Origin of the sequence: Flavivirga algicola (assembly GCF_012910715.1) — a bacterium.
GTDB lineage: Bacteria > Bacteroidota > Bacteroidia > Flavobacteriales > Flavobacteriaceae > Flavivirga > Flavivirga algicola.
The window spans coordinates 16,029-30,519 of record NZ_JABBHF010000009.1; the positions used below are offsets into that span (position 1 = coordinate 16,029).

General features: G+C 34.8%; 8 protein-coding genes. 4 read left to right on the forward strand and 4 right to left on the reverse strand.

Annotated elements, in window-relative coordinates; all coding sequences use genetic code 11:
* Window positions 1-46: 46 nt before the first annotated feature.
* From HHX25_RS15165 to HHX25_RS15175, 3 genes are read left to right on the forward strand one after another with little or no spacing between them, the layout of a single operon-like run.
* Complete coding sequence (locus HHX25_RS15165; protein ID WP_169675586.1) at window positions 47-517, forward strand: CYTH domain-containing protein; 471 nt, start codon at window positions 47-49, stop codon at window positions 515-517.
* A gap of 17 nt (window positions 518-534) precedes the next feature.
* Window positions 535-1,080 carry a YciI family protein gene (locus HHX25_RS15170; RefSeq protein ID WP_169675261.1) on the forward strand — a complete coding sequence of 182 codons (546 nt, stop codon included), beginning with the start codon at window positions 535-537 and terminating at the stop codon, window positions 1,078-1,080.
* Window positions 1,034-1,954 carry an endonuclease/exonuclease/phosphatase family protein gene (locus tag HHX25_RS15175; RefSeq protein WP_169675263.1) on the forward strand — a complete coding sequence of 307 codons (921 nt, stop codon included), beginning with the start codon at window positions 1,034-1,036 and terminating at the stop codon, window positions 1,952-1,954. Before HHX25_RS15170 ends, HHX25_RS15175 begins: the two co-directional genes overlap by 47 nt.
* On the opposite strand, the gene pbpC is transcribed toward HHX25_RS15175, so the two are convergent.
* The 3 genes from pbpC to HHX25_RS15190 all read right to left on the reverse strand — a co-directional run bounded on the left by pbpC (window position 1,951) and on the right by HHX25_RS15190 (window position 6,663).
* Window positions 1,951-4,302 carry a penicillin-binding protein 1C gene (pbpC, locus tag HHX25_RS15180; protein ID WP_169675265.1) on the reverse strand — a complete coding sequence of 784 codons (2,352 nt, stop codon included), beginning with the start codon at window positions 4,300-4,302 and terminating at the stop codon, window positions 1,951-1,953. The two genes, HHX25_RS15175 and pbpC, sit on opposite strands and share 4 nt — an antisense overlap.
* Before the next feature lie 176 nt (window positions 4,303-4,478).
* Window positions 4,479-5,549 (reverse strand): LamG domain-containing protein, encoded by a 1,071-nt coding sequence (locus HHX25_RS15185; RefSeq protein WP_169675267.1) that lies wholly within the window; start codon window positions 5,547-5,549, stop codon window positions 4,479-4,481.
* A gap of 391 nt (window positions 5,550-5,940) precedes the next feature.
* The gene (locus HHX25_RS15190; protein WP_169675269.1) at window positions 5,941-6,663 is read right to left on the reverse strand and encodes a YqjF family protein; all 723 of its coding nucleotides are present in this window, start codon (window positions 6,661-6,663) and stop codon (window positions 5,941-5,943) included.
* 103 nt (window positions 6,664-6,766) lie between these two features.
* Between HHX25_RS15190 and HHX25_RS15195 the strand changes: the two genes are divergently transcribed.
* Entirely contained in the window at window positions 6,767-8,695 is a 1,929-nt protein-coding gene (locus HHX25_RS15195; protein ID WP_169675271.1) for a T9SS type B sorting domain-containing protein, read from the forward strand.
* Between the two features lie 138 nt (window positions 8,696-8,833).
* Here the strand turns inward: HHX25_RS15195 and HHX25_RS15200 are convergent, their stop codons facing one another.
* Window positions 8,834-14,401: an alpha-2-macroglobulin family protein gene (locus HHX25_RS15200; protein WP_169675273.1), complete on the reverse strand. Its 5,568-nt coding sequence runs from the start codon at window positions 14,399-14,401 to the stop codon at window positions 8,834-8,836.
* Window positions 14,402-14,491: the final 90 nt, after the last annotated feature.

Here is a 14,491-nt window from a genome sequence, read left to right on the forward strand (position 1 = left end):
AGATTTGAATAAAATTAATAAGATACCTCCTTTCGTAGGCATTGTTATGGTAGAAATAGAACGTAAATTTTTAGTAACATCTAACGTTTATAAAAACGAAGCTTTTAAGAGTACCAGAATTATTCAGGGTTTTTTAAATACGCACAAAGCGCGTACGGTGCGTGTTAGGCTGAAAGATGATTTTGGGTATTTAACCGTTAAAGGGCAATCATCTCAAGATGGGCTCTCACGATTTGAATGGGAAAAAGAAATTTCTAAAACCGAAGCCGAATCACTTTTAAATATTTGTGAATCAGGAGTTATTGATAAAATTCGTTATGAAGTAAAGGTTAAAAATCATATTTTTGAAATCGATGAGTTTTTTGGTATCAATGAAGGTTTAGTCATTGCAGAAGTTGAATTAGGTAATGAAGATGAAGCTTTTGAAAAGCCCTCTTGGTTAGGAGAAGAAGTTACTGGACATATAAAATATTACAATTCACAATTAAGTAAACAGCCTTATAAATCCTGGTCATAATTAAAAAAAACATAATCATGAAAAATTTAATCGTACTCATCTTTTTTACATGCCTTCTTTTTTCATGTAAAGAAAGCGTTAAAGCATCTGTCTCAGATATTAAAGAAAACACTACGGAAGTTACCGAAGAAAAGGCAGATTCTATAGTAGAAGCTATACAGGAGCCTATAAAAAAAACAACAAAGCAAATTAAAGAAGAACTTACCTTAAAAGGTTTTAAGGTTTTTGACTTTGTTGATGAAAAAACACAGGACACTATTTTAATGCAACAATATTTTATAGCGTTTTTAAAAAAAGGACCTATTAGAGGGCAAAATGAAGAAGAAACTGCTTTGTTACAAAAAGAACATTTAGCACATTTATATGAAATGTACGAGTTGGGCTATGCAGATATTTCGGGACCTTTTGGAGATGATGGAGACATTCGCGGAATTACTATTTACAATGTCCCAACATTAAAAATGGCTGATAGCTTGGCAAACGCCGACCCCATGGTAAAAGCAGGGCGTCTAGAAATTGAAATACACCCATGGTGGGCAGGTAAAGGATTTCCTTTACGATAGAATGGTAAGATTCTTAAAGTACCTATTTAAGGTTATTAATGTTATAATAATCATAGCATTGTTGACCATTCATTTTGTTTTAAAGGAAAGTAGTTACGAGGCTTCTTTATATTTTTACACCTTTCCTTTACCTATAATTATCTTTATTGTTTTAGTGCTTTCCATTTTTCTAAAAAAGAGGAAGTATCAGCTCATATTAGCAGGTGTTTTACTAATTATTTGGCTATGGCGAAGTTTTAGAATTCATATTGCAGATACCATTGAAGAAACAGACATTGAAGTGGTTTTTTGGAACGCAACCCACGAAAGGGATTTTGAAGAAGCCTTTGAGGTTAACGGAAGTATCCCAGATGTCCTTGCTCTAGTAGAACATGGTAAATTTCAGGTAAGCACGTTTCAACAAAAATACCCCAATTATAATTTTTATAGATCGATTAGAGGGATTAGTATCTTTTCAAAAACACCATTAAAAATTATAAATGAAACGACATCAAAATACAAATCCAACTTTATAAATTTCGAAACCCAAGGTATTAATTTTTATGTGTTTGATGTATCTGCAAGTATCGATGTGCCCCGTGAATGGGAATTAGGTTTTGTAAATGCTTTGATTCAAAAAACCGATAATACCGTGATTCTTGGAGACTTTAATGTTCCTTATGAATCGATGTACTTAGATACTATTAAAACGAATTTCAATCATGCTTTTTCAGAAAAAGGAAATGGCTTTAGAGAAACCTGGTTTTGGAATATGCCCCTATTGTCCTTAGACCATATCTGGGTTTCTAAAGATTTAGAAATTCTTAAAACAGTAAAGGTGGGGACCTTTAAATCGGATCATAGTATGGTGAAAACGTTTGTAAGAAATAATTAGTCTGAAATTGTAATTTTTCGTTTTGCCTCATTCCCAAACTCATCCACAACAGTAATTATATGTATTCCTTGCTTCGGTTTAATGGCCATATCATGAATATCTTTCGTGCTTCCTATAAAAGTGTCATCTATATACCAAAACAAAATGCTTTCTGGCTTAGAATGTGCCATTTTTAAAACAAGATCATTTGTCTTTCCATCAAAATCTTTTGGTAAAAAAATAGTATTATTTTCTTTTGGATAAATAAATTCCATAGAAACGGTCTGTGCGCCTAAGCAATCACTTCTAAACCTTGGCAGTGGTTTGTAAAATGGGTTTTTGGTTTTATAATAATATGCCATTAAAGGTGGTAAAACAAACCAGGATTTATGTGTGATATTGCTTAAATCTTCACAAGAGGTATTTACTTGAAACGATTCATTGCGATCAACATGAATTAATATGTGGTAAGGACATGGCTTTGTTTTTAAACCACTTATTTGCACCAACTTTTGCTCGACGGAATTACAATTTATAGAGGCTCTATGCCCACTTTGTTTGCAAATAGATACCTCCTTCATTTCGTCAAAAGGTTCAGAAAACCAATCACTATTTGGTAGTAGATCAAACACATCAAACAAAATAGGTGCTGCTGTTTGTACACCGACCAGCCCTGGCCTTCCTTCCCCATCAGCATTACCAACCCAAACCCCAACAACATAATCTTTAGTCGTACCAATAGCCCAGGCATCCCGAAATCCAAAACTAGTACCTGTTTTCCATGCAATTTGTTTGGAATCATCAAAAAACTCCCAGCTTTCATCACTTTCTGGTCTGTTGACTTCTTTTAAACTTTCATAAGTCAAATAAACAGATGCTGCATCAAAAAGTGTCTTGTCACCCATTTTGTCCCCAAAATCGATGTTATTGGAAGCTAAAAATGTTGGTTCGCAAAACTCATTTGTAAAATACTCACTTGAGGTCTCAGAAAAATGATTTAATGTTGAAGAGAGCGCTGCATAGCTTTTGCATAAATCCCAGAGGTTGCTTTCTGCACCTCCTAAAATAAGCGACAAGCCGTAATGGTTAGCATTATACTTTAAATCTTTTAATTGCAACTCTTTTAGGTAATGATAAAACCGATCTAAACCAAATTCTTTAAGCATTCTTACCGATGGAACATTTAATGAACGTGACAAGGCTCTACTTGCAGGAACGGCACCATCGTATGTTTTGTCATAATTTTCGGGGTTATAGCTTCCAAATTGCGTAGGTACATCAGCCACAAGTGTATTAGGTAACAAATCCCCAGCATCTAGCATAGCAGCATATAAAAAAGGCTTTAAAATACTGCCTGTACTTCTAGGTTTGTCGATAATGTCAACATCTTTTTGATGGTCTTTATCTGTTGGTGTATTACCTACATAAGTCAAAACTTTTCTGGTTTTTACTTCTAAAACCAATACCGCTGCATTATGAATTTCATTCTGTCTTAATTGATTGTAATGGCTTTTTACAATATAGTTTACACGTTGCTGAAGTTTAGCATCAATAGTTGTTTGTATTCGTTTTCCGTGGTTGGTCTTGGATATTTTTTGCAATAAATGAGGTGCTATTTGCGGTAAAGGATATGGCTTCTGCGGTAGCCTTTCAGCAATTGATAATTGATAGGTTAAAGAATCAATAATAGTGTTTTCTAAGAGTTTTTTTAAAAGACGGTCCCGTTTTTTTAATAGTCGTTCTTGATTTTTGCCTGGATAAATCAAACTAGGCGCATTGGGTAAAACAGCCAATGTGGCACTTTCTGCCCAAGATAATTGACTTGAGTTTCTATTAAAATAACGCCACGAGGCAGCATCTAACCCCACCACATTTCCTCCAAAAGGAGCATAGCTGCTATAATAGGCTAATATTTTATCTTTTGATTCCCGAAGTTCTAATCGGGTTGCCAAAATAATCTCTTTTAACTTTTCGAAATATGTTCTCGGCCGTCCCTTTCGAGATAGCCTAATAACTTGTTGCGTAATGGTACTTCCACCCCGCTTCACAGTACCTGATTTAAAGTTATCTCTTAATGCTTTAAAAATTGATATGGGATTAAATCCAGGGTGCTTATAAAAATATTCATCTTCAAATTGAATAATACAGGTTTTAAATTTTTCTGGAATACTGTCATTTTTCGGAAATCGCCATTGACCATCTTTAGCAATTTGAGCTCCCAACAATTCATGATCTGCACTGGTAATAACAGTGGCCGTTGAATCCTTAAAAAGTTGCCCTGGTAAACAGAAATAATATACAATCAATAACACAGCAAGTATCGCCGATTTAATTTTATGACGTTTTATGTAGGTTATTAATCGTATCACTTAAAATATATACTCAATGCGCATTTGGTTTAGATGTATTTTAAGATAAATTTAATTAATAATTGGTAAACGACGTTTTTATTTTGACTTTATTAGCCCATCTTTTCTGTAAAGAAAAAAAAGAGCGTTCCGAATTTAAAATTCGGAACGCTCTTTCCATTAAAAGTTAAGAGTTATTATTCCTGTACAGGTTTAAATATTCGTATCCAATCTACTTTTAATGTATGTTCTTCTGGCGAATTACTAATTTCTTCATCTGTTGGCATTCTTCCTTTATCAGCATTCCAATTTTGTACCTCGGCATTAATAATGATATCCATTTCTTTATTTAAACCTGTCCTATCAGCAGGATTTCCTGTTGGTGATGTATAATTTAATGGGTCTATACCATCTTTACCTCCTACAGTATCTAAATTATCCATAACTTTAATAAGTGTACCATTTAAATAATACTCCAGATAGGTTGGACTTTTCCAGTACACTCCAATACGAATCCAGTCATTAGACCAAAAAGGATACTCCCCCGTTGGATCTTTATACCATGTACTACTGTCTTTTGGTTGATAATCTTGAAATGGTGTTCTAATAAATACGTGGTGGCTTATATGTAGTCTTTCGCTAAACCAAGATTGTTCATTTCTGGGGTTTTGTGCACCATAAGCTTCTAAAATATCTATTTCTTGAGTATCATCAGGACTCAACATCCAAATATCTGAAGCAAAAAAGGCATTGGCAACTTTTACTCTAGCTTCAACAAAAACAGGGTACTTTACTCTTTTAGTTGATGTTATACATCCAAGACGAGTTGCTTTATCTGTTTTGTCTCCATTACCAGTATCATAAGTTTTCATTTCACCGGGCTCCCTAGTGGTCTTTAATCGTAAATTACCCCCAGAAACAGACGTGTTTTCATGCTTCCAAATAGTTGGCCCTGGTCCTTCCCAAGTATTGTGATAAAAGTTAGTCCATTTGTTTTCACCAAATTCAGTCAATTTGGATTCGCCTGGGTATTCATAATCAAAAGCATCAGAAATGTCTGCTTGAAATTCCCATTTCATTCCATCTCCGGGATTTGCGGGAACTTCTATTTTACTAAAGTCTGTTTCTTCTGTTGGTGTTTCTTCTTTCTCTTCTTCTTTAGGTATTTCTTCCTTTGGAGTTTCGGTTACAGGTGGTATTTCTTCAGAATTTCCACCGCAAGAAATAAAAAAAATAATGATATAAATATATATTAATGTCTTACTCATTTTAATATGGCATTAGTTTTAATAAATAAAGTTATACTTAATATTCGCAAATTTAATAGTGAGACAATATCTTGTTATAATAACTTCCTAGACAAAATATTGACAAGATTTGTTTTTTGTGATAATCAATACTTTTTGTATCAATTAATATAACGTATGGTTAAAATGGGAATAGACTATGTTTCTTAAGAAAAGAAGAAGTCTTTATGATTTGATTTGTCTGCTTGGGTCCTTAGGCTTCACCCAGACCCTTGCCGAAATCGACACTCACTATCTGTAATTTAAAATATTTCGACAGAGCCAGTGCCGAACGTAGCCGAAGTGCTCAATATGGCTTTGGATTTACTTTTCAAACCCCACTAAAAATGTAAGTTTTTTTATTAAGAAGAAATTATATAGGATGTTTAACCTTGTTCCAAGTCAATACTTGAACACCGCTTGAAAAATGAATTTTATGAGGCCTATTATTTATAAGGTGTTTAAACCGAGGATAATTAATCTCCAATTTATTGGTAACAATGTTTTGCATGGGCCACTCGATATGATGCACATCATATTCAATAATATGCCTTTTATAGTCCTGAAAAACCGCATAGCGTTCGGTAAGCCACAAATCTATTTCATCTTTTTGTACTGGCTTATTATCTAACTTATAAGAAACATGAAAACAATCATTAAAAACTGAGTTTTGAGACGAATAATCAGTTTCATTTCTATTCATTCTCGAAAAACGATAAGGGAACTTAGATAACATTTTTAAAAGAACACAAGAAGCTTTTTTACTGCCTTCCATACTTAAAAAATAAACACTCGGTTTGTTATTGTAAATAACATAAACACGAATATTGATTTCTTGGAAATCTGAAATGTATGGAATTTTGGGCACGTTTTTTATTCCAATATTATTCATATCAAATGCTACTAAACTCAGCCATGTTTTCCCGTTAATAATATCTAATTTAATACCCTTTGGTAGATAAGGCTCTATCAATTCAGGGTTTACTTCCCAGTGCAAAAAAATAGCTTTATTCCACTCTTGGTAATAGGTCCATTTTCGATTTGGATATTTAAAAGACCTATGTTTTTCGTGTTTTAAAATGTCTCGCGCGTGCATAGGAATTTAGTATAAATCTCTTTTGTTAAGTTATTATACAGTTAGTTAATAATCATTTTTTAGATAAAAATACTAATATAGCTATTTGAAAACTATATTTTGTTTGAACTCGACATTTAAGTATAAAATATTTTTGGCATTAATAGCCTTTATAGTTACAAAAGGATCTTATGCGCAATTAGGAGCCTGTTCCGGGAATTCTGGAGATCCAATATTTACCGAAGATTTTGGCACTGCACCAAGTGCAGTAACCCAACATGTATCCTTACCAGCACCTGGGTCTACTACATACGGTTTTTTAGGCAATCCACCAGCCATATTTGCAGATGGTTTATATACGGTATCTAACATGAACTATCAACAGTGGAATTGGTTTAATGAAGACGATCATACCCCAGGAGATTCCAATGGTAGAATGTTAGTCGTAAATGCGAGTTTTACTCGTGGGGAATTTTACAGATTGCCCGTTACTGGACTTTGCGAAAATACAACCTACACCTTTTCGTCTTGGGTTAAAAATTTAACCCCTAGAGATTTATTAGTTGGAGGCAGTACCCCAAACCCATGTAATGTGACATTTGAAATTTGGGATAGTACAGATACCACTTTACTTAGCTCTGCAGACACAGGTGATTTCTTTGGGGCTTTAAGTTCTGAAAATGGTGAATGGCTTGAATTTGCTTTTTCTTTTCTAACTAATGCCGGGGAGAATTCCGTCATATTAAAAATGGTAAATAATGGTATAGGCGGTTACGGTAACGACTTAGCTATAGATGATATTGTTTTTCAAAGTTGCGGAGACAGTATTATTGTTGAAGATTCTTCAAACAATAATAGTATCAACCTATGCAGTAGTCAAACACCTTATAGCACCACCTTAACTGCTGTTCCAGACCATACTGTTTTTAACTCGCATTTTTATCAATGGCAGGAGAGCACAGATGGAATTGTTTGGAACGACCTCCTAGGAGAAACAAGTCCAATGATATCTGTAACAGGAATTAACACCACAACCTATTATCGATCGAAAGTTGCCGAATCGGCCGTTAATGTCAATAATACATCATGTAACACGGTTTCTGATATTTTTGAAATTAATATTACTCCAGATCCTTCGCAACCTTTTACTGAATGCTGGCAAACCGCAACATTTAACGCAGCGACTTGCACATGGGATATTACGGGAATTCAAGACCCCATACCAACTGGGTTGGAATGTTGGGAAGCCGCAGTGTTTAATAACACCACTTGCTCTTGGGATGTTACAGGAACTCAAGACCCTTTACCAACTGGATTGGAATGTTGGGAAACTGCAACATTTAACAATGCCACTTGTTCCTGGGATATTACAGGAACTAGATCTGGACAAGTCTTTAATGAAGATGTTACTTTTTGTAATGGAGATAGTCCACCACCGTTAGAAACTAGCACAACTATCCCAAACCCTATATATTTATGGAGTACTGGGCAAACATTAAGTGCTATAACAATACCTTCCTCTGGGGTATATTCTGTTGAAATAAGTAGCTCGACCAATTGTATTTTTGAAACAAGGAACTTTAATGTTGTGGAAATTGAAGTACCCATTCTAGAAAGTGTTCAGTCTGATGGAAATGATATTATAATTACCACAGCTAACACTGGTGATTTTCTATATTCCTTAGATGGAAACATATTTCAATCAAGTAACATTTTTAAGGATATTCCTGGAGGCCGATATACAATAGCAATAAGAGGAAGGAATTGTAATGATATCGTGTTTACTTCTCACTTACATTTTTATATTCCTAAATTTTTCACACCTAATAATGATGGCTATCATGATAGATTTCATTTAGGGGGCATAGAATACTTTAACAGCTCTCAAGTATCTATTTTTGACCGATATGGTAAATTATTGAAAAATGCTGTAAATACACCTTTCTCATGGGATGGTACATTTAATAACGAATTGCTTCCTACAGGAGACTATTGGTATGTTATTATTGTAGATAACCAAAAATTCACAGGGCATTTTACTTTGAAAAGATGAGGTATGGAAAGTAAAACGTAAGTCATATTGAGCCTGTCGAAATATTTTTAACTTACTGATAGTCAATATCGGTTTCGACAAGCTCAACCTGACAAATCAAATTACAATGACTTTCCATACCTCATCTTTTCAAAAAAATTATTTCCTAACAGTCACCCATTTCCCTTTGGTTCTTACCAAATACTCATTATCGTACATGGCTTCTGCCTGAATGCCTGGTAGATAGTAAGTACCCAAATATGACGCATTTAGCATCACATTAAAGGTTTTGGTGTTCTGCCTGCCTTTCCGTTGTAAATCGAAATAGAAATTAACACGATCGTCTCTAATATCTGTAAACCTCGCTTGGCTTATTGTGGTATTTCCAAAATCTGTAAAACGAGTATTTACAATTTCCCAACCCGATGGAAAGATCTGCGTTAAGGCCACATCATTAACAGCTTCATTTTTAAGATTACTAACTTTTACAGTGGCTACAAAATCCTGGCCTTGTTGCAGTTCGGAGATATTAATTAAATTTCCTCTTAAATCTTTGTATTGAACCGAAACGCTCAATCCGCGTTGTTCAGCTAACTCTTGCCCCAAAGGTAATTTCCCAGAATTTAAAACACGTACATAAACAATATTGTCTTTATTATTAGTAAAAGATAAAGCGTTTTCTCCATCGATAACTTTTAATTCACGTTGTGCAATCGCACTTTTTGTATCTATGGTTTCTGTTTTTCCGTTTATGGTATAAGTGACATGAAGTGCTTTACCTCCGTTAGCATTTACCATTTTCGCAATAGCTAATAAACTATAAGCGGTGGTTTGTGTACTCATCCAACGGTTGCTTGATAAATCTTTGGCAATATATTGAGCCAGCTCACGTGTTTTCGAATCTTTAGTAAGCACCATGGTTTCTAAGGCCATAGCACGGTTTCTATCAACAGAACCATATGTATAATAATTATAGCGAACAGGTTTAAAATTAATATTAGCCGATTTCGAAATAGACTCGCTAGCTTCTTTTTGCCCAGCTAGCGCATAGGCTGCGGCCAATCGCCATTTGGCTTCATTCGATATTTCGCTAAACTCACGTAATCTGTTCATGGCTGCTAAGTCTGCTTGCCCCGCTAGAGCCAGTGTGTAAAGCCTATAAGCCTGAGCTAAATCGGAATTATAGGATCGATAACTAGGTCTCCAACTTCTGGCAGTCTCTTGCTGATATTTAATCCAATTACTCTTAAAAGTGAGCGGTAAAACAAAACCTTTCTTTTCGGCTTCAAGCATAAAATGACCTGCATAACTGGTACCCCAATCGTTAGTATCGTTCTCTCCCATCCAGTAACTTAAACCACCATTTGGTCTTTGAAAATGACCTAAACGTTTAATACCTTTTTCAATATTATCTTTGATTTTTTGCTTTTTATCATGTGTTAAATCGAAAATATCATTTAAAAACAACTGCGGAAATACGCTCGATGTTGTTTGCTCTACACAACCATGTGGATATCGAATCAAGTATTGTAATCTGCGTGAAAAATCCATTGGAGGCATGGTAGAAAATTCCAGAGTGACCGAATTAGTACCGTAAACTCCGAATGTTGAAAATGCTATCGACTCCGCCGCTTTGGCTTCTAAAGTTTGGTCTATAGGTTTTGATGTTATAGGATTTGGATTCATAACATCCAATTCTACTTTATAAGTTGATTTTTCGCCATTTCCAGAGGCAATGACCTCAACAGTATTAACCCCTTTAGCTTTACTAACATCCAATTCGAAATATGCCATTTGCTCGTCTGGTTTGGCAAAAGTGAGTGATTTCGATTTATCTCCAACTATAGAAATCCCGTTGCTAAGTTTCAAACTAATGTTTACGTTTTTAACCTTAGGTTCCATGGCAAAAACAGTTATAGGAAGGGTTACTTTTTCGCCCGGGCTTAATTTTCGCGGAAGCGATGCCAGTACCATCAATGGCTTTTTAACTTGAACCGATTTGTCTGTACTACCATAAGCTTCGGTTTTATTATTTCCGGCAACCACCATAATTCTTACAGCCCCAATATAGTTTGGCATTTTTATTTTATGGGTTTTACGACTGCCTGCTTCCAAAGTAAATGGCCCTAAATAAGTAACCACAGGTTTAAAACGGTTTGCTTTTTTATTTTTTCCTCCTGCGGCACTTCCATCACCCCCAATTGCAAATACCTGGTCGATGCTACCAGAATAGGCACCAATAACATCATCAAAAACATCCCAGGTTTTCACGCCCAGAGCTTCACGAGCATAAAAGGAACTCCATGCATTTGGTGTTTTAAATCGTGTTAAATCCAAAAGGCCTTCTTCAACCATAGCAATGGTATAGGTCATTGCTTTTTTATTTTTTTCTGAAACAGTCACCTCAAACTCTTGCTCTGGCCGCAAGGTTTCAGGCATTTTTAATACAGGCTCTAATTTCGTATTCGGGTCTTCAACCAAAATAGGAATTACCCCAAATAAACGAATTGGTAAATCGTTGGCCGAAATAGCATGCGGTTGTAACAATGAAATATTAATGAACACATTAGGAGCCATTTCTGACGTTACTGGAATATCAACAATCGTTTCTCCTGGCTTCGTTTTTATCCATTTATAATCCAACACTTCAGTCCCGTTTTCTATGCTTACCAAGGCACGACCTTCACTCCCCGACTGAAAAGTAACCTTCGCTGTTTCTCCAACATTGTACTTTTCTTTATCTGCCGAAAAAACAAGCATTTTTGCAGCACTTTTATCACCAGAAGATGAGTTTTGCCACCAGTTTTTATAAAAATAGGCGGTTCTTCCTGTAGCATGACCGCTTACAGGGTCTTTTATTCTTATAAGGTAACGACCGCGCTCATTGTCTGGAATGTTTATGTTCAATGTTGCTTTCCCTTTAGCATCGGTATTTATTTTAGAACTTAAATACGGTCTGTGATAGCTACTGGAAACATAACTTGATAAGTTATCGTAAGACGAGTTCCACCACCAGCGCCATTCAATTTTATAAACTTTAACTTCCAGATTATTTCGTTTTATAGGCTTTCCTTTGGCATCAACTACCACCAGATCAAAACTTTGATTTTCGTCTGTATAATAAGAGCCGTAAGCGTTGCCTTTTGGCGAACGTAAACCGACAAAAGACTCATAAGGCGCATATTTCTTTGTGAAAGCGTCTAATGAGAAATCACCTCCATTTTCGAATGCACGTACTAAAAACTGAACGTTTAACATGCCTGGAGCATTCTTACCAACGGCTATTTTATTCGTGATATTGGCCAGACCTTCCTCATTTACTTTCCCTTCAAAAACATTAATCTCTTCAGTATTAAATTGTCGTGTAGGGTCTTTAAAAACATAACCTTTATAATTTTTAAAACCAGAATATGAGCTACTGAATTTTGCTTTTATTTCTGCTTTTAAATTTTTTCCTGGCGCACCATGAAGCCATTTAACATCAAGGATGCCTTTTAAAGGTTCTGTACTAGTTAGAACGTCATTTTCAAAATCAACTTTAATTTTTAATCGGTTAGGCTTTACCGTTTCTATTTTTAAACCTTTGTGAAATTTAGCACCACCAACAGAGATTTTTGCATTGTAATTTCCTGTTTTATCCTCTGAAGATGTAGGAACTGTAAACTTGAAAAAGTTATTAACGTTATCTGTGCTAACTTCTTTAAAAACTAATTTGCCGTTAGGGTCGGTTATTTCCAGTTTAACAGGGTGCTGCTTTGGAAGACTATTGGCCACGTCATTTAACATAAATGTTAAGTGTAGTGTATCCCCTGGTCTCCAAACGCCTCGTTCACCATAAATATACCCTTTAAGTCCGCGTTGTAATCTATTCCCAGAAACATCAAACTTACTCAAGGATAGCGAATTACCATCATGAAGCTTTACATAACTTACATTGTTGCCCTTTGAAACAATAGCAAAAGACGCATGCTTTTCTGCATCAATAAGTACTAAACCTTCTTTGTCTGTAATGGCTTCTTCTAATTTTTGTTGCTGAAAATTATAAAGTGCCACATTAGCATTAGCTTCAGGGTTGGTGTTTAAGATATTAGTAACTGCAAAGTAATATGAGTTATTGGCACCTCTTTTTGCAATCACTCCCAAGTTTGAAGCTATTAAATTTTGAGATACAATGCGGCTTTCATTGTAGTAAGCATCATGACAAGGATTTTCTTGCTCACGCCAATTATACGAATAATTTCGGTATCTGTAGTTCAGGTTATTCCAATAGGCTTCTTCTCTTAATTCTTCATCTTCTGTGGTTTCTTCATTACTATAATCTTCTTCATAATATTCTTCTTCATAGTAGTCATCACCATTTTCAACATTATTCACATTAACAACTGCATCGCAATCATACAACGAATAGCTTTTATCAAAGCTGACTTCTATACGGTAAATAGCGCCTGGATCGGCTTTAAAGAACTTGGACAGATCTATACTATATGCCTTCCATTTTCCCGTATTTTCAGCCTCAGATACTAAGGGAATGGTTTGTTTTGCAATACGGCGCCCTACTTTTTTAATTTCATAACTATTATTACTGCTCATGTTATTATCTTGTAAAAACTGAAGAATATTATCTTCAAAAATTTTAATGACCCTAACATCTACTGCGCTTAGATTTACAGCTTCGAAATTAAATTTTAATTGCTCCGAATTTGGTAAAATAGTACCATTACTAATTAAACGCACCTGTGGTTTTAACGCTTCAAAAGCAATAGTTTCAGAAAAAGGTTTTTTGAGTTTTATACCATCAGTGTTTTTAATACCCTGAAAAACTTCAACTTGAATATTGCCTACCAATTTAGTACCTGGATATACTTTTAATACATTGCCATCAACCACATATTTTGGGTTTTTCACGTTTTGAAGCATCACTAAACCGTCAAAATTCTGCTGTTTTTTTAATGGGTCTGAAAAATTGATTAATAAATGCTGCTCTGGGGATTGAATAACATCCGTTTTTGTAATTGTAAAATTATTTATCCCTGGAATCACAACGTCATTCTCTCCTTCATTATCGGCGCCAATGGGCTTTCCATTCCAGGAAACAAGAATATTACTATCGTCTGTCAAACGATTAATACTATCTATTTTAAAATCGAAAATCTTATTTTTTTCATTGGCCTCGTCAAATACAATACTTAGGTCCTTTCCATTTTGTGAAGCCTTGACTAATTGCTTCGCATGATCTAGAGAAATAATATCTGCCGATTTTATAACCCCTTCTAAATACTGCCATTTTTTACTATATGATTGAAGATTGTTAGTGACTATATTAAAACTCGGCGTAATGGTTTTAAATTGAAACGTATATGTTTTAAAATCTTTAGGAATATCTTTATAAATATCATCAAGTTTAACCGTAACAGAGTATTCTGTAGCTGGTTGAAGCGGTTCATCTGGAGTAAACAATAAGGCATGTTTATTGGCTACCATTAATTTCCCTTGTACATGCGGACTTACCAAAACAATAGGTTCTGTAATTTCCTGACCCATTTCCCAACCTTCAACATCTTCTGCTAAATTTATTTCGATAGGACTCATCACAGAGGTTAAGCCTGAAGAAGTGTAACTAATATAATCTTTGAATTTAAATAGGTTATCCGTTTCAGTAACTTTCTTTTTACAAGATGTTGCCAATGCAATTAGAATCACAAAAGCAAATAGTTTTTTTGATAGCATAAAATGATGGTTTTAAATGAAAATGAGTTTAAAAAAGAAATGTAGGCAGTTTCTCGTTAAACTAATTACGTCCAAATTTTGTTCTTTAGA

Excerpts from the sequence above, each read along its gene's own strand:
- HHX25_RS15165 (WP_169675586.1), top strand. The coding sequence starts at position 47 with ATGGTAGAAATAGAACGTAAATTTTTAGTAACATCTAACGTTTATAAA.
- HHX25_RS15170 (WP_169675261.1), top strand. The coding sequence starts at position 535 with ATGAAAAATTTAATCGTACTCATCTTTTTTACATGCCTTCTTTTTTCA.
- HHX25_RS15185 (WP_169675267.1), bottom strand. The coding sequence starts at position 5,549 with ATGAGTAAGACATTAATATATATTTATATCATTATTTTTTTTATTTCT.
- HHX25_RS15190 (WP_169675269.1), bottom strand. The coding sequence starts at position 6,663 with ATGCACGCGCGAGACATTTTAAAACACGAAAAACATAGGTCTTTTAAA.
- HHX25_RS15200 (WP_169675273.1), bottom strand. The coding sequence starts at position 14,401 with ATGCTATCAAAAAAACTATTTGCTTTTGTGATTCTAATTGCATTGGCA.